This window comes from Kutzneria sp. NPDC051319 (assembly GCF_040682195.1).
GTDB lineage: Bacteria > Actinomycetota > Actinomycetes > Mycobacteriales > Pseudonocardiaceae > Kutzneria.
This window is the reverse complement of record NZ_JBFBAM010000014.1, coordinates 12446-30366: the sequence shown is the minus strand read 5'-3', so window position 1 is coordinate 30366 and position 17921 is coordinate 12446. Positions and strand designations below refer to the sequence as shown.

Below are 17921 nucleotides of genomic sequence, written 5' to 3'. Positions count from 1 at the left end.
TATCGTCTGTCCGTGGCAGACAGCGAACTGGGTGTGTTTCTGCGGGCGCGCCGCGCGACGGTCAGCCCGGTGGACATCGGCCGGCCGGAGTCGTCCCGGCGCCGGGTGCCGGGGCTGCGCCGTGGCGAGGTGGCCGAGCTGGCACAGATTTCTGTCGAGTACTACATCGAGCTGGAGCAGGGCCGCGGTCGCCGCCCCTCCGAACAGGTAGTGGCCGCGCTTTCCCGAGCGTTGCGGCTGGACCGTGACGAACGGGACTACCTGTTCGGTCTCGCCGGCGTGGCCGCACCGCCCGATCACGGCCCCAACGCCCACGTGGACGCGGCGATGCTCGACCTGTTGGGCAAGTTGACGGACGTGCCGGCGCAGCTGTTCACCGACCTGTACGAGCTGGTCGCCCAGAACGATCTGGCCGTCGCCCTGCTCGGCGAACCGCTGTCGGCCGGCGGGCCGGACGACAGCCAGGTCTGCCGTTGGTTCCTCGAACCGGCAGCCCGGGCGCGCTACCCGGTCGACACTCAGCACGGTGTGTCCATCGCCTACGTCGCCGACCTCCGAGCCACCAGCGGCCGTCACCCGGAGGACAGGCGCGTCACCCAGTTCGTCGAACGGCTTCGCCGCCGCAGCAACGAATTCGTGTCGCTGTGGGATGCGCACGAGGTGCGTGTGCGGCGCTCCGGCGGGCACCGCGTGCTGCATCCGGCCCTGGGCCTGATCGGTCTGGACTGCACTGGCCTCCTCAGTGAGGACGGCCTGCACCGGCTCGTCTGGTACTCCCCGCGGGTCGGCAGCGAGGCCGCCCTGCAACTGAAGCTGCTCAGTGTGGTCGGGACGACCGAATTCGCGGACGGCGGGCCCGTCGGCGCCGAGTAGGTGCGCCTCACGGACAACCCGTACGTGGCGGGGGCAATTCCTGTCGACGCCGATGGTGACTGTCGGCTTCCTGACGGCCCGTCCGCATGGAACCTTTGGACACCAGCCACAAGCCCCCTGTCCTTCGTTGACAGGTCGTTGATGCGGATGTGGTCAGCTGATGCGGTGACAGGATGGAATCGGAGCGGTGCCGCGTCCGAGGCACTGATTCGAGGGCTCTATGCCGATCACGGCCGCGCGATGCTCGCCTATGCGACGCGGCTAACCGGTGGCAGAGCGATCGCGGAGTCCGTTGTGCAGCAGGCGTTGGTGATGGCGTGGCGGCACGCCGACCATATGGGCGACGGGCTCGGACCGGTTCGTGCGCGGCTGCTGATCCTCGTGCACGACCTGGCCGCCAAGACCTCGAGAGCGGATTCGGTTGGCATGGTCGAATCCCGCCAGGACGCGCCGAACCTGAGGAGGGCCGTTTCGTCTGCGGATGCGATCACATCCGATCGACTCTCAGTTGCGCCGAACGCCTGACTCACGGGCCGTCAGGTGCGCCGCACGCTCGATCTTGTGCCGGAGAGCCGCGGCGTCGACGCTGTCGTTCGACTTGAAGATGGCCAGCGCGTGCTGCCAGGCAAGGCGGGCTCCTGTGGTGTCGCCTGCCGCGTCGCGCGCGTTGCCGAGCCGGTCGAGGGAGGTGGCCTCATTGATGTGGTCGCCCAGTTCGCGGAACGTGTCAATGGCGCGCTGGTAGTTCTCGATGGCCTTCTCGTGCTCGCCGGTCTGGTGGTAGGAGTAGCCGAGGTTGTCGCGGCAGTGGGCTTGGGTGTGCCGTTCGCCCAGTTCGGTCCAGCGGAGCAGGGCCTCGTGGTTGAGGGCGAGAGCCGTGTCGTGCTCGCCCATGATTCCGTGCTCGCGGGCGAGGTTGGCCAGGGCGGTCGCGTACCCCAGGCGGTCGTCGAGCTGCTGGTAGATCGCCAGAGCGCGCTGGCATTGATCGACGCAGTCCTGCGAGCGTCCCTCCTCGGAGGCGACTATGCCCAGGTAGGCGTAGCACCTTGCTTGGTAGGACAGCAGACCTTCGGACTGGAAGAGGCGCAGCGACTTGGTGAAATGGTGGATGGCGTCCTGATGCCGGCCCAGGGTGTACTGCGCCGCGCCGACACAAGTGTGCGACTGGGCCTCCAGCACGGGATCAGCGAGCTGTTCGGCGGCTTGTAGCGCGTTGGTGTGCACGACGAGCGCGTCGCGCCAGTGCCCCGAGCGGTAGAGGTACGTGTCCAGTGCCCAAGCCAGTTGCCAGGCGTGCAGGGTGAGCCCGGTGACCAGCGCGTAATCGGACGCCGCCAGCAGGGCGTGGCGTTCGTCGTTGAACCAGTGCAAGGCCGTGTGCTGGTCGAAGGGGACGTCCAAAGTGGTGCCGGGTTGGGGCGTCTGGGGTGGGCGGAGTTCCAGTGCTTGGCGGTGCGGATTGAACAGCAGTGCGGCGGTGTGCGCCGTGTGCACGTAGTGGTCGAGCAACCGGTGGCGGGCAGCGGCGTGGTCGGCGGGTGTGTCGAGGGTGTGGGTGAGTTCGCTCGCGTAGGCGCGCAACAGGTCGTGACAGCGGTAGCGATAACAAGAGCTGTGCTCGATCAGCAGGTTGGCGCTGATGAGTTCGCCCAGCGGTTCCTCGATCTCGGGCTGGGTGAGGCCGGCGAGGCTGGCGATGGCGGCGATGGTGACGTCGGGTCCAGGGTGCAGGGCGACCAGACGGAACAGGCGCGCGGCGTCGGGACTCAGGGCGTGGTAGGACCAGGAGAAGACGTCGCGCACGTTGGCGACGCTGTCGTTGTCCTTGGCGCTGAAGGTGCCGAGATGGTCGGCGCTGCTCCGCAATGCGGTGGCGATGGCGGCCAGCGAGAACTTGGGCCGCGCCGCGCAGTGGGCCGCTGCGATCGCCAGGGCCAGCGGGAGTTGAGCGCACAGCGCGGTGATGTCCCGTACGGCGTCGGGTTCGGCCGAGGTCCGCCGCTCGCCGATGCGTCGCGTCAGCAGGGCGTGGGCGCCGGACGTCGTGAGGACGTCCAGGGCGATCGACTGCGCGCCGTCGATCGCGAGCAGGCCGGTGAGCTGGTTGCGGCTGGTCACGATCACCAAGCACCCGGCGTTGCCGGGCAGCAGCGGCCGGATCTGCGTTGCGAGGCGCGCGTTGTCCAGCAGCAGCAGGATTCGTCGACTGGCCACGAGACCGCGGTACAGCGCGGTCATGGCGTCGAGGCCTTCGGGAATCGACTGAGGCGTCACCCCGAGCAGTTCGAGCACGCTGCGGACCGCGTCGCTCGCGGTCATGGGTGGGCCGGCGGGGTCGAAGCCGCGCAGGTTGAGGTAGAGCTGTCCGTCCGGGAACCGGTCGGCGATCTGGTGGGCCCAGTGCACCGCGAAGGCCGTCTTGCCCACCCCTGCGGTGCCCGAGACCACCACGGCGCCTGGGCGCGTGTCGTGGTCGGCGATCAGGGCGGTGGCCTGAGCGAGTTCGCAGTCGCGGCCTGCGAACACGGCCAGGCGGGGCGGCAGTTGGGACAGTGTCCTCGGCGGCAGAACTCGTGGAGGCTCGGTTTTGTCGCTGTGAGGCGGGCGAGCGAGGAGCAACGCGGGGTCCGCGCGCAGGATGCGTTCGTGCAGGGTCTGCAGGGCAGGACCGGGAGCGATGCCCAGCTCGTCGTCGAGCAGGGCCTGTGCCGTCCGGTACTGGGCCAGGGCGTCCGCCTGTTGTCCGCAGCGGTAGAGCGCGAGCATCAGCATCTCGCGGAAGCGCTCGTCCAGGGGGTGGCGGTCGACCAGGCTCCTCAGTTCGGGAATGACCGTGCTGTGGCCGCCCAGTTCGAGCTGCACGCTCAGGTGGGTCGCCACGGTGTTCGAGTGCTGGATCCTCAGTTGCTCGCGTTCGGTGTCGGCGAATGTGCCCGTGATGTCGGCCAGTGCCTCGCCGTGCCACAGGGCGAGGGCGTTGCCGAGCAGCGTGGCGGCGGTCGGCAGATCGTCGGCCTTACGGGCCTGCTCGGCCGCGGCCAGCGTGCGTCGGAACACGCCCAGGTCGAATCCGCCGTCGGGTGGTGTCATCACGTAGCCGCCGTTGACCGTGCGAATCACCGAGGCCGAGACGGCGTGATCAGGTTCCAGCGTCTGGCGCAGTCGAGAGACGTAGGTCCGGATCGCGGTGTGCCCTCGGGCCGGCACCGTGTCGTTCCACAGCACGTCGGCCAGTCCGTCGATGGAGACCCGCGCGCCCTCGCTCAACAGCAACGCTGTCAGGACCGCTCGTTGCTGGGGAGACCCCAGCTCCAACTCGACATCGCCGCGCCGCGCGCGGACTGGTCCCAGGACGCTGAACCACAGGTCCTCGCCCACTCGTGTCCTTCCGGCGTCAACAGTCGGGCACCGGTACCGCCGACCGAGGCCGTGCCGGCACCGGGAATCTCACCGCTCGCCAACTACGGCCTGGCCATGGCCGTCGCGTGGACCTATCTCTTCACGACCTGCATTCTGGCACGAAGAGTCTGCGAGAGCAGCGGACGATAGGCGCAAGGATTGACATCCTGCCCGTTCTGACAGTGGCGAAACATGTTCACGGAGTTCGCGCCCGTTCCTTCAGGACATCAGTTGAGCGGGACTCTGGATCCAAGCCCGGCAACCATTCGGCCAGCCCTTGTCGTTGTGGTCCGGCCGGCCCGGCGGTCACCACGTGGGCCGGATCCGACGCGCGCGGTAGGCGTTGGCAAACGTGTCGGCCAGAATGCGGTTCGGCTGGGCTTGCAGATCATTGCCCTGGAAGCCGGCGCGGCTGCTGTGCGCCTTGAGACAGGTCTCCTGAGCCAGGTCCTCGGCGTCGGTGGGGCTGCGCGTCATCCCGTACGCCGCGGCGAACAGCGCGAACCGGCAGCCGACGCTTCCTGGGCGTGCCCAGACCCGTGCGCCGCTGGGTCGGTCATGTCCAACCCTCCTTGAACTTTGAACGTTCAAGCGTCAAGATAGGGCTCGAAATTTGAACTGTCAACCTTTGCGGGGCAGACTGCGCACGTGGCCGAACCAGGATTGACGGGAGACGTCCCGCGCTGGCTGGACGAGTTCGAGCAACAGGCGTGGCTGGAACTCGCCGGAGTGCTGGTGTGGCTGCCCGCCGCACTGGACGCGCAGTTGCAGGCCGACGCCGGACTCAGCCACTTCGAGTATCAGGTGCTGGCGATCTTGTCCACGTCGCCCGGGCGCACCGCTCGGATGGGCGATCTCGCGGTGCTGGCCAAGGGGTCGCCGTCCCGGCTCTCCCACGTGATCGGCCGGATCGAGAAGCAGGGGTGGGTGACGCGCGGCGTTGACCCCGCCAACAAGCGCATCGTGCTGGCGACCCTCACCGACGCCGGATGGGAGAAGGTCGTCGCCACCGCGCCCGGCCACGTCGAGGCGGTGCGCCGGTACGTCTTCGACCCGTTGACGCCCGCCCGGGTCCGGCAACTGCGGCAGGTCGCGGGCCTCATTCGGCGCGCGGTGGACCCCGACGGCCGCCCTCCGCTCAACCTGCCCTGATTCCGGGCGCGAAGGAGTCACCGTCAGCTCGCCGCGCCTGGCCCGTTGTCGGCCGCGGTGCCGGCCAAGCCGGCGGCCAGCGGTCCGATCGCGGCAGGCCGTCGGCGGTGGTCACCGGCGTTCCCACTCGCGTTGTGAGATCACGCCGTTGATCTCGGCGATTATCCAACCGTGACACGACGTTGACACCGGCCGAGTTTGGTATGAGAGCCCGGGCCACCGGGCAGGCCATCGCGCGGAGTTCGGAGACCCCAGAACGACGCCGGCCGACCAGCGCCGAACACTCGGACACACCGGCGACACCGGACAGAGTGGCCAGCACGGTCCGGGCGGTGTCGTCCATCGGACAGACCGCACGCATGGCGGCGTTGTCACCGCCGGCGTTCGCCGGCGGTGACTCGTCCCGGCATCCTTGAGGAGAAGCACCATGAGCAGGCTACGATTCGGCTACTTCATCGCCCCAATGCACCGCGCCGGCGTCAATCCGACCGCGGCGCTGCATCGTGATCTCGATTTTGTCGAGCACCTGGATCGGCTGGGTTACGACGAGGTGTTCATCGGTGAGCACCACTCGGCCGGTAGTGAGATCATCTCCTCGCCGGAGGTCTTCATCGCCGCGGCGGCGAGCCGTGCCCCGCGCATCACGTTCGGCACCGGCGTCGTGTCGCTGTCGTATCACAATCCGCTCTGGGCAGCTGATCGGATCGTGTTGCTCGACCACCTGACCCGTGGCCGCATCGTGTTCGGTGTCGGCCCCGGCTCGCTGCCAACGGACTCGATGATGATCGGTCTCAATCCGACGGAGACTCGTGAGCTCCTCGAAGAGAACCTTGACATCATCGTTCGGTTGCTCGATGGCGAGGCGGTGACGGCGAAGACGGCGACTCACGAACTCGTTGACGCCCGCCTCCAGTTGCGCCCCTACAATCCGAACGGCATCCCGATCTCGGTGGCCGCCGTCGCGTCACCCACTGGACCACGGCTCGCCGGACGTCACGGTCTCGGCCTGCTGTCGATCGGGGCGACGCTGACCGCCGAGGGCTTTGACGCCTTGGCGCACCACTGGAACGTGATGGAGGAGCGCGCCGCGGCGTACGGCAAGACGGTCGATCGTGACCGATGGAGCCTTGTCGGTCTGTTCCATATCGCCGAGACCGAGGAGCAGGCATTCCGGGAGGTCGAGCACGGCTTGGTGGAGTGGTCGCGCTACTTCGCGAAGGTCGCGGCATTCCCTCAGATGGCTGTGGAGACGGGCAACGTCGAGGAGGTGATCGCGTTCATCAACAATTCAGGTATGGGTGTCATCGGCACGCCGGAGCAGGCGCGGGCGCAGGTGCAGCGGTTGTGGAAGCAGTCGAACGGATTTGGCTCTATGCTGTTGATGGGTCATGACTGGGCGACTCCCGAGGCAACGAATCGTTCTGCTCAACTGTTCGCGGAGGAGGTCTTCCCTCACTTCCAGGGGCAGGCGCAGCCCACACTTGATGCCGCTGAGCGTGCCGCTGAAGTGCGTGATGGTCACAATCAGGGGCAACTTGCGGCCATTCAGCACATGACGGCAAAGTACCAGCAGGAGTTGAAAGACGTGCAGTCCTGAAACGTTCATGAGGCGTTCGAGATTTTCTCGCTACGAGGCCGAGAGGTGCGGCCCGGTCGCGCCGCAGGCGCCTGTCGGACAAGGCGACGGGCCTTGATGGCGATGCGAGGTCTGATGGGTCGCCACCTCCGATGTGGCGGGATGCTGTCCATAGTCTCGTGCCAGCGGCACCTCTGGGCGATTAGCTCGGCGGGCTGGCGCGCAGTGACGTGATCTCACCAAGATTCCGCGCTGAGTGCCGAGCGAAGACATCTGCCGGTGCGGCGGCGGAGGCACCGGTGCGAGGTGCCGCCGCCGCCGGGCGTGGCCGGCGTCAGATGAGCGGCTGGACGACGCCCACGTCGACGTTGAACACGACTCGTCAGCCCACGCCCTTCAGTCCACCACACTGCTTGAGGGGGTTGATCGGAGGAATTCCCCATCGCCCTTCTTCACAGAGCTCTGCCGCGATGATGCGCGGCTTGCCGGGAAAAAGCTTGGAGAACGTCGAGCCCCTTCCCGTGTCCGTGTCGAATTCCTCGACGGTGCCATCAGCGAACACCACCCTCAAGTTGGCCCAACCGATAAGAGGGTGCCCCCCGAAACCGTTGCCCTGACCGTTGTAAACCCAGGCCCACGGTGTCGACCCGTTGCTGGCGCAGTTGTCGATCTGCGCCCTGGACGAGTCGACGCCGATCTCCGACCTACAGCCGGCGGCCGAAGCGGGCGTCGCGGCGACGACCGTCGCCAGTCCGAGCGCAAGCGCGGTCGCGCCCGCCATCGCGAGCCCCCTGCGAGCCAGGCGCCCATTCGCGACGCCAGCCAGACAGTCAAGTGAACTCATGGATATCCACCTCACGTACTCATTGTTGATTGAATGCCCGAACAGTGAGCAATTCGAAGGTATGCCGTGGGCGGGGGAGTTGGTAGTCCCATTGCGCAATCTACCGAAGATCGTGCACGATGGTACAACATTGGGCCGCTCGGCCGTATTGGCTAGAGCCTTTGGTGCACACCGCTTTGCGCCGCTGACATCGACGCCTGGTCGACAGCGCTCAGTCCGGCGTCTCGAATCCAGATGGCGCGGCAATGCTCGTGCAAGGCTTGTGTTTAATTGCCGACAATCGATCGGCGATCGCAGCGCGCGTGACTGACGGCCGCCGCCTCGCCGCCGGTCTCACCGGCTCGACATAACCGCAGCTGAGGGCCCGATCTGCTCCGATCTCACGACGGGAACACCACGGGATGACCGATATTCTCGTCGAAGCACACGTGCGCATCGCCCAGGCGCCTCAATGGGCGCAGCTGCAACGTGAACTCTTCGATCTCCTGGACACCGGATGGCGCCGGTTCGAGCAGCTGTGCTGTGCGCCGGACGGTTCCCTTCTGCACCAAGGAGAGATGCGCGGGCGCGGTGGTGTGGACGAACACTACGAACCCTTCTTCAACTGGCCGGTCCTCTACCTTCTCGGTGGCGCCGACGATCTGCTCGACGCCTGCAAGCGGCACTGGGAGGGCGTCACCGCGGCGTTGACCGCGAACGGCATGCTCACCGAGGAGTTCGAGAACGGCTATGACTGGCTCCATCAGGGCCGGTCGCTGCTCTTCTTCTACGGCATCTGCGCGGCTGACCCCGACGACGAGGCGTACCGCCGCCGGGCGGTCCGGTTCGCCGACATGTACCTGCCCGACTCGCTGCTGGGCAACTACGACGCGGACCTCAGGATGATGAAGGCTCCTCATGTCGGGGCACTCGGCCCGAATCCCGGTCTCGGTGAAACCGTCTTTCCGGCGTCGAACGACGCCATGCGCCGGTACGGACTTCCGATGCGCGACATCCCAGGCATCGACGGGTGGCCGGACCTTCGCGCGCCGGACAAGGCCAGGAAGATGGCCAGCGAGATGAACCAGCGACTCGGTGTCGGGGACGTGCCGTTGAACCTGGCCGTCACCTCACTGGTCGCCAATGCCTGGTTGTACGACCACGACCAGCGCTACGCCGCCTTCGTCACCAGCTATGTCGAGGCATGGTCGGATCGTGCCCGCGGCAACGGCGGCCTGATCCCCGACAACGTCGGCCCCTCCGGCGTCGTCGGGCAGATGCACAACGGTCGCTGGTACGGCGGACACTACGGCTGGGCTTGGCCATACGGAATGTCCTGTGTGGTGGTGGCCGCGCTCATCGGCGCCATGAACGCGTTCGTGGTCAGCGGCGAGCACCGGTTCATGGAGCTGCCTCGCCAGGCCCTACGCATTTTGCTGGCCCGGGCCAGATGGAGCGCGATGGACCCGAGCGACGCCAGCGGCTACGACCAGTGGCGCGACCGTCTCGACGCCGACGCGGAGCGTGAACTCCTGCTCGTTCCGCACCGGCACAACGAGGCCGGCTGGTTCGACTACCAGCCGCTGCCGCCCGCGTATCCGACGTGGCTCTGGTGGCAGACAAGGGATCGCGCCGACCTGGCCGTACTCGCCGATCTCAAGCGGACCTCGGGTTACTCGTGGCGTCGGGTCCGGGAATTCCGGGACCGGGAGGAAGGTGGGCATGAGGCGCCGTGGCTGACCTTTCTCGCCGGCCGCAACCCCCGGTATCCGGAGGAAGCGCTGTCCATGGCGATTGCCTTGACCCGTCGACGAATCCAACAGATGCAAGCTCGTCCGTCGCACGGGTGCCAGGTGCTGAACCCGGTCGTGACCGAAGTGCTCACGCAGCTGATCGCCGGGGCGCCCCAGATGCTCCACCTCGGCGGACTGCCCTACCACCAGCTGCGCTGGACAGATGCGATTCGGAGCCGGCCCGGTCTGCCGGCCGGGGTCGCCGCCCTCGTCGAATACATCGACGGCACGTCGGTCACCGTGCAGATCCTCAATCTGGATCACCGGGAGTCACGAGCCGTCGAGCTGACCGGCGGCACCTATGGTGAACGCCCGATCAGCGGCGTCACGGACCTGTCGACCGGTGGCCGAGCGTCCGAGGACGGCCCGGTGCTACTCGTGCCGGGGCGGCTGCGCGTGCACCTGCCGCCGCGGACGCGCATCCGGCTGCGGCTGCACACCGACCGTCACGGCGCTGTGCCGCGCCATCAACGTTCGAGCGGATCCGGGCACCCACGCGACTTACGCTCCGGACCGCCACAATGCTGAAGTCCAGCACTGAGATTCTGGCGTTGAACACCGAGCGAACACATGCGACCTACGCGGGCAGGTAGGTCGTCGACGGACACGAGCCCCGCGAAGATGGTCAGCGGGCCAGCGCCTCCAGGGCCGTGGACTCGACCAGCTCCCGAACCGCGACAGGGCGGAGCCGGCGCCGTCGGACAGGGTCCGGTAGCGACCACCCAGCCCGTCGCGGCAGCGGGTCAGTGCCCGCAGGTGGAGCTCGTTCTTGCTGCCGAAGGTGGCGTAGATGCTGGCCCGGCCGATGCCGAGGTGGTCGACCAGGTCCCGCATGGACGTCGCCTCGTGACCCTGTCGCCAGAACAGCTCCAGCGTCGCCCGCAGGGCGACGTCCGGATCGAACTCCTTGGTTCTGGCCACAGCGTCACGTTGGCAATGTCGGAACGGGCGGCAAGAAGGTGTGGCGTCAACAGCGGCGAGCGATTCTCCTGGCCAGCCGCATGGACGGGCGTTCGACGAGCCGGTAGCCGATCTCGAGGCCGAGTATCGTCACGACGAGGCCGGCAACCACCGCGACCGGGTGGCCGATCGTCGGAGACAACGCGTTCATCACCACGACCGCCAGCAGCCCGTGCAGCAGGTACAGCGAGTAGCTCCGGTCGGCCAGCCAACCGATCCACCTGACCGGCCGCATGCGTCGTTGGATCGTCAAGAACGCGACGAACACCACGAGTCCGAGGGCGAGATTGACGTTGTAGAGGTGGACGCCGGCCGCGGCCGCCGGGAGGTCGCGCCGGCGCCATCGCCAGTCAGCGCGACCAGGAATCCCTTGCCGAACTGCTGCTCCAGCGGCTTGGCCGGCCCTGACGACCGCCTCGGGCAGACAGGTGGGAATAGCTTCGCCTTCCGACCTGTCGGTGTTCTGCCGGCAGTGCACGGAAGAACGGAGTCGTCATGGCGGAGATCGTCGCGGCCGCAGCGGTCGTGCATGCACCCCAACTGCTCAGCCGTCCACCGCACGAGGACCTGGCCAAGCTGGACCGCAGCGCCGACGCGCTGAGGCAGTTCGGGGACGTGCTCGCGGAAACCGAGCCGGACGCGGTGATCCTCATCGGCCTCGACCACCTGGAGACGTTCTGGTTGGAGGCTGTGCCCGCGTTCACGGTGGTGTTGTCGCCCGAGGTGACCGCGCACTACATGGACGAGGAGAAGACCGTTCGTGTGGACACGAAGTTGGCGACCCGAATCGTGCATGGGGTGATCGAGCGTGATTTCGACGTCACCTACTCCCAGGACGCTCCGCTGGGGCACGCCTTCCTGACTCCGCTGAAGTACGTGCTCGGCACGATCGATGTGCCGGTCGTCCCACTGCTGGTCAACACGTACCTGCCGCCGATCCCCTCCCCGCGCCGTGCCTACGCGTTCGGCCAGGCGATCGCCGCGACCATCGCCGACCAGCCCGGTCGAATCGCGGTGCTCGCCAGTGGCGGCATGTCCCATTTCCCCGGCACCGCGAGGTACACGAAGCCCAACTACGCCTTCGACGAGTGGGTGATCTCTGAGATCGAGCACGGCAGTTACGAGGACCTGCTGGCGCTGACCCCCGTGAACCTCGACGAAGTCGGTGAGAGCGAGCTCATGACGTGGTTCGTGATGCTGGGCATCATCGGTGAACAGCCCGGCACGCTGCTGACGTATCAGGAGTTGTCCCATCACGGACACGGCGTGGTCCAGTTCCTGCCCCCGTCCCCACAGGCGGAGGTGACGCGGGCCCGGCCACCCAGGCACGGCGGCCATGAATTCACGTTCACCGACTACCACCACTACCGCTTCCCGGACCCGTCGAGCGTGGAGCTCAATCGCCTGTTGCACCGGATCGTCGTCGACGCGGAGTATCGCGCCGCGTTCGTCCGGGACCGCGCCGGTGTGCTGCGGTCCTCGGGCCTTGGCACCGCCGAACGCGCCGCGTTGGCCGATGTCGACGGTTTCACCGAGCTGACCGCGCTCGGCGCCCATCCGCTGCTGGCGCTGTCGGCGCGACAGGTGTCGGAGATCGAACAGCGCCGACAGTCGACCGGTGCGACTGAATCCGCTGCCGTGGAATAAGTCCTGGCGAACCGCTGTCAGACGGTCACCACCGAGGAGGCGCGGAGATGAGTCTTTCTGAACGGGTCGCGATCGTCACCGGCGGAGCGGCGGGCATCGGCGCGACGTACTCGGCCGCGATGGTCGAGGCCGGGGCCACGGTGTGCATCGGCGACATCGCCGACGGCGAGGAACTCGCGGCCGAGCTCACCGAGAAGGGGCCGGGAACAGCCGTCCACATCGGCGCCGACGTCGGCGACGAAGCCGCGGTCAAGTCCCTTGTGGACAGTGTGGTCGGCGCATATGGCCGCATCGACATCCTGGTCAACAACGCGGCGTTGTTCGCAACGCTGCCGCCGGTCCGCTACGACCAGATCGACACCGGGCTGTGGGAACGTGTGCTGCGCGTGAACCTCACCGGGACCTTCCTGCTGTGCAAGCACGTCGGGCCGCACATGGCGGCCCGGGGCCACGGCCGCATCGTCAATATCGGCTCGGGAACCAGTATGAAGGGCCATCCGGGAATGGCCCACTATGTCGCGTCGAAGGGCGCGATCACCGCCCTGACCAGGACGCTGGCCCGGGAGCTGGGTGAGCACGGCGTGTCGGTGAACACGCTGTCGCCCGGGTTCACGCTGTCGGACACCCTCGTCGCCGGCAACCCGACGCTGGTCGGCGCGGCCAAGGGCCCGAGTATCGCCACCCGATCGCTGCACCGCGACATGTATCCCCGCGACCTGGTCGGCGCACTGCTGTTCCTGGTCTCCGACGACAGCGCGTTTGTCACCGGCCAGACGCTGCTTGTCGACGGTGGGCAGCTCAACACCTGACCACACCCTTGGCGCTGGAGGAACAATGGACGAACTGCTGTTGATCGACGGCCGGCGGGTGCCCGCCGCCGACGGCGCGACCTTCGAACGCGCCGACCCCTTCACCGGCAAGGTCGCGACCGTGGCCGCCTCGGCGACCGTCCAGGACGCGGTCACCACCGCTGATGCCGCCGCCGCGGCGTTCCGCATGTGGTCGGTCACTCCGCCGCGGCAGCGGCGAAGCTTGCTGCTCAAGGCCGCCCACGTGATGGAATCGCGGCTCGCCGAATTCACCGAGATCATGGCCGCCGAGATCGGCGCGACGGCTGCCTGGACTGGTTTCAACGTCATGATGGCGACCGGCATGCTCCAGGAGGCCGCCGGGCAGGTGTACCAGGTCAAGGGCGAGGTGCTGCCCACCGACATGCCTGGCGCCACGTCGATGGGTCTGCGCGTGCCGGCGGGCGTGGTGCTGTCGATGGCGCCGTGGAACGCGCCGCTGGTGCTCGCGATGCGGGCCATGGCGTTCCCGGTCGCCTACGGCAACACCGTGGTGCTCAAGGCGTCCGAACTCTCGCCAGCGACCCACCTGGCGCTCGGCGACGTCTTCACCGAAGCCGGTTTCCCTCCCGGCGTGATGAACGTGCTCAGCGCCGACCGGGCGGCCACGCCCGCCGTCGTCGAGGCGCTGATCGCGCACCGCGCCATCCGCCGCGTGAACTTCACCGGCTCCACCGGGGTCGGACGCGTCATCGGCGAGTTGTCCGGCCGGCATCTCAAGCCGTCGGTGCTGGAACTGGGCGGCAAGAACCCGTTGATCGTCATGGCCGACGCCGATCTGGACTACGCCGCCGACGCCGCCGCCTTCGGCGCCTTCGCCAACAACGGCCAGGCGTGCATGGCGGCCAACCGGATCATCGTCGACCGGTCCGTCGGCGAACCCTTTGTGGAGCTTCTGGTCGCCCGGGCCAACGCGCTGCGGGTGGGCGATCCCCGGGACGCGGCCACGCAGATCGGCCCGCTGGCCGATCCCGGCGCGCAGCCGCGGGTCCGCAGGCTGATCGACGATGCCCGGGACCGCGGCGCGACCCTGATGGCCGGCGGCACGAACGACGGCCCGATGTTCAGGCCGACGGTGCTCGTCGACGTGAACCGGGAGATGGCCGTGTACCACGAGGAGATCTTCGGCCCGGTCGCGCCCGTGACCTTCGTCGACTCGGTGGACGAGGCGATCGAGATCGCCAACGACACGCCGTTCGGCCTGTCCGCGGGCATTCTCACGGCCGACCACGACAACGGCCTCGCAGTGGCCGAGGAGCTGAACACCGGCATGGCGCACATCAACGACCAGCCGGTCAACGACGAGCCGCACGCGCCGTTCGGTGGCGTGGGCGACTCAGGCTACGGCCGATTCGGCGGCTCGTCCTCAGTGCACGAGTTCACTGAGCTGCGCTGGACCACCGTGCAGCACCGTCCCCGCGAATTCCACATGTGACGTCGGAAAGGACCTGTGATGCCCCACATCTGCCCGCCCGCGGACGCGGACCTGGCCGACGCGACGCGCGCGCAGCTCGACGCCTTCGCGGACGCGCACGGCCACCTCGGCGACGTGCGCCGGATCTTTGCCCACCAGCCGGCGGCCCTCGCGGCGCTGGACAACCAGTACGCCCTGATCGTCGGCAGCGGCCAACTGGATCGTTGGGTCCGCGAGGCTGTGTTCGCGGCCTGCTCCGCCGCGCGCGGCAACCCCGGGCTCGCCGAGGCGTTGCGCGCCGAAGCGGTGCGGCACGGTGCCGACGCCGACCGGCTCGACGCAATCCTGGCCGAGCCGGCCGACGACGCCGTCGGCGCGCTGATCACGTTCGCCCGCAAAATGGCGATCGAGCCCTACAAGGCGGTGGAGGGCGATGTCGAGGCGCTGCACGACGCCGGCTGGTCGGACGCGAACCTGGTCGAGGCGCTCACCGTCGTGTCGCTCTCGGCCTACCTGGACATCATGAGCCTCACCCTCCGGCTGGACGCCGGGCCGACCGCAGGAGGCCGTCAGTGGCACTGATCGAATACCCGGACCTGGGCACGCTCGCCGAGGACAACCGCAAGGCCATTGAGCACTTCACCAGCGAGCACGGCCGGCCGACGCTGCTGCGGATGATGCTCGCGTACTCGCCGCCCGCGCAGGAGGCGATGGACGGCCTGTACCACCCGGTGATGCAGAACGGGCAGTTGTCCCGGCGGCTCAAGGAGTCGTTGGTCGTGGCGGCCAGCCAGGCGCGGGAGTGCAAGTACTGCGCCGGTGGGCATTCCCTGTTCCTGGTCAATGAGTTCGGCTACGAGCAGGACCAGGTGCGGGCCATGCGTGGCGGCGAGGCCACCGACGGCTGGTCGGACGCCGAACTCGAACTCGTGCGGGTCGTCCGGGCGGCGGCCGCTGACCCGGCCTCCGTCACCGAGGCCGACATCGCGGCGCTGCGCGACGCCGGCTGGTCGGACGCCGAGATCGTGGAGGGGCTGGTGATGGCCTCCCACGCCGGCTGGACCAACACCGTTGCCCAGGCCCTGCACCTGGAGGACGACCTGTACACGCCCGAGTTCTCCGGCTACTTCTGAGCAGGCCCGCGATGACGCATTTTGTGCTCGTGCACGGCGCCTGGCACGGCGGCTGGTGCTGGGACGACGTGCGCGCCGAGCTGCGCCGCGCCGGCCACGACACGGTCGCGCCGACGTTGACCGGCCTGGCGGATCGCGCCGGTCGCCTGGACCGGCGGACGGGGCTGGAGACCCACATCCAGGACGTGGTCGCCGGCACGAAGTCCGACGACGTCACGCTGGTGGGGCACAGCTACGGCGGCATGGTGGCGGTCAACGCCGCGGCCAGGATGGCGGGCCAGGTCCGGCGCGTGATCGTTGTCGACGGGTTCCTGCCCGAACGCGGCGAGGCGGCCATCGACCTGTTGCCCGACGCAGCGGCGGCCCACTACCGGGCCGCCGCCACCGCGCAGGGCGACGGCTGGCGCATTCCGCCGCGTCCTCTTGCCAACCTGGGTGTGACGGACGCCAAGGTGATCGCGGCGGCGACACCGTTGCTCACACCGCATCCCCTCAAGTCCTATCTGGAGGCGTCGCCGTCCGGAGCGAGCGAGCTGAGTGTGAAGGGCGCCTACCTGCTCTGCTCGGGGTGGGCCACGCCGTTCCGGCGCTTCGCCGAGCGGGCCGCGGGACTGGGCTGGGCGGTCCGCGAACTGGACGGCGACCACGAGGTTCTCCTCACCGCGCCCGAACTCCTGGCCGGGGCGTTGGCGGAGATCGCCGCCACGGTCGGTGCCGAGTCGGGGCAAGGGGAATGACCGATGGGGTGTGACCACCAACCGGTGGTCACACCCCATCCGAGTCGACGACACTCAGCCCTGGCGGGCCGGCAGCGCGTCTCGCAGCGCCTGTCGGCCGCGGCTCAGCCTGCTCATCACGGTGCCGATCGGCACCTGGGCGATGGCGGCGATCTCCCGGTACGAGTACCCCTCGACGTCGGCCAGCAGCACGATCGTCCGGTATGGGGGCGACAGCGACGCCAGGGCCGCCTTCAGCTCCTCGTCCGGGAGCCGGGCCAGCACGACGTCGGCCGGATCCGGCCCCGTCCCGGCCTCGACAGCGGACTCGAACGCCTCCAGCCCCAGCACCTCGGGCCGGCGCCGGCGGAAGTGGTAGGCGTTGATGAAGGTGTTGGACAGGATGCGGTTCAGCCACGCCTTCAGGTGATTGCCCTGGAAGCTGTCGCAGTTCTTATGCGCCTTGAGGTACGTCTCCTGGACGAGGTCCTCGGCGTCGGTCGGGTTGCGCGTCATCTGGCACGCCGCGGAGAACAGCACGGGCCGGTAGCCCATCGCCTCCTCCACGTGCGGAGACCCGCCCGAGGTTGGCACCGGATTCACCACTGCTGTCACCCCTTTCGCTCACCCTGTCAGACACCGGGACGGCGGGACCTATTCCCTCGCGGCAGGCCCGCCCTCGCAGGCCGGCGGCCGCCACCGGTGGATGCGGTGGCGGCCGGGCACAACCGAGCGGTACAGGTCACGGGGCGATGTGGCCGTAGAGCATCTGGCTGGAGAAGTTCAGCCAGGCCTCGGGGGCGCGGCCCGGCATGCTGGCGCTCACCGCGGCGACGAACTCGTCGGCCTTGGCCGAGGAGACGTAGGCTGCCTTGGCCGCCTTCAGGTACTCGATGTTGGCCGGCAGCGCGTCGGGGCCGACCGAGGCGCCGTGCCCGACGATGAGCGTCTTCAGGCCGTGCCTGGCGGTGTCGAGCCGGATCTTCTCCAGCACCGCGATCCAGCCGTCGAAGTGCGGCTGCACGGTGAACAGGTGGTCGCCGGTCCCGCCGACGAGGTCGGAGACCAGCGCGACCCCCTGGTCCGGCAGCGTGATCGTCAGCGTGTGCTCCGCCTCCGCGTCGGTGAACTCCTGGAACAGGAAACGCACGCCGCTGATCACCAGCTCGCCCGGCACGATCACGGCGTCCGGCACGACCAACTGCTTGGCGATCTCCTCGCCGAACAACCCGCGCCGTACGTCCAGCACCTTCTGACCGGTCCGGACCAGGTAGTCCCGCACCGAGGTCAGCGCGGCCAGCTGGACACCCGGGAAGCGCTGCGTCAGGTGTTCGAAGCCGGAGTAGTGGTCGGGGTGGTTGTGGGTCAGCACGAAGCGGTCGATCGGTTTGCGCAGATCCTCGATCAGGTCACCGACCTCGCGGGCAAAGCGCTGGAAGATCTGGCCGTCCACGACGATGAGCCGGTCGGCCAGCTCAAAGATCGTCGTGTTGACGAGGAATCCCTCGTCCGGAGGCGTATAGATGTGGATCTTCACGTCGGGGTGTTCGAGCGTCTCAACTTTTCCCTGCATCGTCTTCCTCC

Annotated in this window: 19 protein-coding genes; 11 read left to right on the top strand and 8 right to left on the bottom strand. The window is 68.2% G+C overall.

Translation table 11 applies throughout. The features are described from left to right. Positions 1-12: 12 nt before the first annotated feature. Positions 13-873, top strand: a complete 861-nt coding sequence (locus AB0M73_RS16595) for a helix-turn-helix transcriptional regulator (RefSeq protein ID WP_363891468.1) — start codon at positions 13-15, stop codon at positions 871-873. 165 nt (positions 874-1038) lie between these two features. Continuing rightward, a complete protein-coding gene (locus AB0M73_RS16590; RefSeq protein WP_363891467.1) occupies positions 1039-1398 on the top strand; it encodes a hypothetical protein in 360 nt (119 codons plus the stop codon). Here the strand turns inward: AB0M73_RS16590 and AB0M73_RS16585 are convergent. Both AB0M73_RS16585 and AB0M73_RS16580 read right to left on the bottom strand, forming a co-directional pair. After that, positions 1378-4254, bottom strand: coding sequence for a BTAD domain-containing putative transcriptional regulator (locus AB0M73_RS16585; protein WP_363891466.1), 2877 nt, complete (start codon positions 4252-4254; stop codon positions 1378-1380). The two genes, AB0M73_RS16590 and AB0M73_RS16585, sit on opposite strands and share 21 nt — an antisense overlap. A gap of 327 nt (positions 4255-4581) precedes the next feature. Beyond that, positions 4582-4866, bottom strand: a complete 285-nt coding sequence (locus tag AB0M73_RS16580; protein WP_363891465.1) for a sigma factor — start codon at positions 4864-4866, stop codon at positions 4582-4584. A gap of 57 nt (positions 4867-4923) precedes the next feature. On the opposite strand from AB0M73_RS16580, the gene AB0M73_RS16575 reads away from it, so the two are divergent. Both AB0M73_RS16575 and AB0M73_RS16570 read left to right on the top strand, forming a co-directional pair. Further along, positions 4924-5427, top strand: a complete 504-nt coding sequence (locus AB0M73_RS16575; protein WP_363891464.1) for a MarR family winged helix-turn-helix transcriptional regulator — start codon at positions 4924-4926, stop codon at positions 5425-5427. Positions 5428-5854: 427 nt separating this feature from the next. Then, positions 5855-7024, top strand: coding sequence for an LLM class flavin-dependent oxidoreductase (locus AB0M73_RS16570; protein ID WP_363891463.1), 1170 nt, complete (start codon positions 5855-5857; stop codon positions 7022-7024). 361 nt (positions 7025-7385) lie between these two features. On the opposite strand, the gene AB0M73_RS16565 is transcribed toward AB0M73_RS16570, so the two are convergent. Continuing rightward, entirely contained in the window at positions 7386-7847 is a 462-nt protein-coding gene (locus AB0M73_RS16565) for a hypothetical protein (RefSeq protein WP_363891462.1), read from the bottom strand. A gap of 380 nt (positions 7848-8227) precedes the next feature. Further along, complete coding sequence (locus AB0M73_RS16560; protein WP_363891461.1) at positions 8228-8434, bottom strand: hypothetical protein; 207 nt, start codon at positions 8432-8434, stop codon at positions 8228-8230. On the opposite strand from AB0M73_RS16560, the gene AB0M73_RS16555 reads away from it, so the two are divergent. Next, positions 8423-10147, top strand: a complete 1725-nt coding sequence (locus AB0M73_RS16555) for a hypothetical protein (RefSeq protein ID WP_363891460.1) — start codon at positions 8423-8425, stop codon at positions 10145-10147. The genes AB0M73_RS16560 and AB0M73_RS16555 overlap by 12 nt on opposite strands. On the opposite strand, the gene AB0M73_RS16550 is transcribed toward AB0M73_RS16555, so the two are convergent. Then, positions 10121-10540, bottom strand: a complete 420-nt coding sequence (locus AB0M73_RS16550) for a helix-turn-helix domain-containing protein (RefSeq protein ID WP_363891459.1) — start codon at positions 10538-10540, stop codon at positions 10121-10123. The two genes, AB0M73_RS16555 and AB0M73_RS16550, sit on opposite strands and share 27 nt — an antisense overlap. Before the next feature lie 46 nt (positions 10541-10586). After that, positions 10587-11057 (bottom strand): acyltransferase family protein, encoded by a 471-nt coding sequence (locus tag AB0M73_RS16545; protein ID WP_363891458.1) that lies wholly within the window; start codon positions 11055-11057, stop codon positions 10587-10589. A 17-nt stretch (positions 11058-11074) separates the two neighbouring features. Between AB0M73_RS16545 and AB0M73_RS16540 the strand changes: the two genes are divergently transcribed. The 6 genes from AB0M73_RS16540 to AB0M73_RS16515 are packed head-to-tail and all read left to right on the top strand — an operon-like array spanning position 11075 to position 16358. Beyond that, on the top strand, positions 11075-12226 hold the full coding sequence (locus AB0M73_RS16540; RefSeq protein WP_363891457.1) for a hypothetical protein: 1152 nt from the start codon (positions 11075-11077) through the stop codon (positions 12224-12226). Positions 12227-12273: 47 nt separating this feature from the next. Beyond that, positions 12274-13035, top strand: a complete 762-nt coding sequence (locus AB0M73_RS16535) for an SDR family oxidoreductase (protein ID WP_363891456.1) — start codon at positions 12274-12276, stop codon at positions 13033-13035. Positions 13036-13060: 25 nt separating this feature from the next. Beyond that, positions 13061-14509: an aldehyde dehydrogenase family protein gene (locus AB0M73_RS16530; RefSeq protein ID WP_363891455.1), complete on the top strand. Its 1449-nt coding sequence runs from the start codon at positions 13061-13063 to the stop codon at positions 14507-14509. Between the two features lie 18 nt (positions 14510-14527). Beyond that, on the top strand, positions 14528-15070 hold the full coding sequence (locus tag AB0M73_RS16525) for a hypothetical protein (protein ID WP_363891454.1): 543 nt from the start codon (positions 14528-14530) through the stop codon (positions 15068-15070). Beyond that, a complete protein-coding gene (locus tag AB0M73_RS16520) occupies positions 15061-15621 on the top strand; it encodes a carboxymuconolactone decarboxylase family protein (protein ID WP_363891453.1) in 561 nt (186 codons plus the stop codon). Before AB0M73_RS16525 ends, AB0M73_RS16520 begins: the two co-directional genes overlap by 10 nt. 11 nt (positions 15622-15632) lie before the next feature. Further along, positions 15633-16358 carry an alpha/beta fold hydrolase gene (locus tag AB0M73_RS16515; RefSeq protein ID WP_363891452.1) on the top strand — a complete coding sequence of 242 codons (726 nt, stop codon included), beginning with the start codon at positions 15633-15635 and terminating at the stop codon, positions 16356-16358. A gap of 54 nt (positions 16359-16412) precedes the next feature. Here the strand turns inward: AB0M73_RS16515 and AB0M73_RS16510 are convergent, their stop codons facing one another. Then, positions 16413-16931: a sigma-70 family RNA polymerase sigma factor gene (locus tag AB0M73_RS16510; protein WP_363891451.1), complete on the bottom strand. Its 519-nt coding sequence runs from the start codon at positions 16929-16931 to the stop codon at positions 16413-16415. A gap of 148 nt (positions 16932-17079) precedes the next feature. Continuing rightward, positions 17080-17910 carry an MBL fold metallo-hydrolase gene (locus AB0M73_RS16505; protein WP_363891450.1) on the bottom strand — a complete coding sequence of 277 codons (831 nt, stop codon included), beginning with the start codon at positions 17908-17910 and terminating at the stop codon, positions 17080-17082. Positions 17911-17921: the final 11 nt, after the last annotated feature.

Bases quoted from the DNA above. Each gene is read 5' to 3' on its own strand.
- AB0M73_RS16530 (WP_363891455.1), top strand. From the start codon at position 13,061: ATGGACGAACTGCTGTTGATCGACGGCCGGCGGGTGCCCGCCGCCGAC.
- AB0M73_RS16535 (WP_363891456.1), top strand. From the start codon at position 12,274: ATGAGTCTTTCTGAACGGGTCGCGATCGTCACCGGCGGAGCGGCGGGC.
- AB0M73_RS16540 (WP_363891457.1), top strand. From the start codon at position 11,075: ATGGCGGAGATCGTCGCGGCCGCAGCGGTCGTGCATGCACCCCAACTG.
- AB0M73_RS16505 (WP_363891450.1), bottom strand. From the start codon at position 17,910: ATGCAGGGAAAAGTTGAGACGCTCGAACACCCCGACGTGAAGATCCAC.
- AB0M73_RS16515 (WP_363891452.1), top strand. From the start codon at position 15,633: ATGACGCATTTTGTGCTCGTGCACGGCGCCTGGCACGGCGGCTGGTGC.
- AB0M73_RS16525 (WP_363891454.1), top strand. From the start codon at position 14,528: ATGCCCCACATCTGCCCGCCCGCGGACGCGGACCTGGCCGACGCGACG.
- AB0M73_RS16565 (WP_363891462.1), bottom strand. From the start codon at position 7,847: ATGAGTTCACTTGACTGTCTGGCTGGCGTCGCGAATGGGCGCCTGGCT.
- AB0M73_RS16570 (WP_363891463.1), top strand. From the start codon at position 5,855: ATGAGCAGGCTACGATTCGGCTACTTCATCGCCCCAATGCACCGCGCC.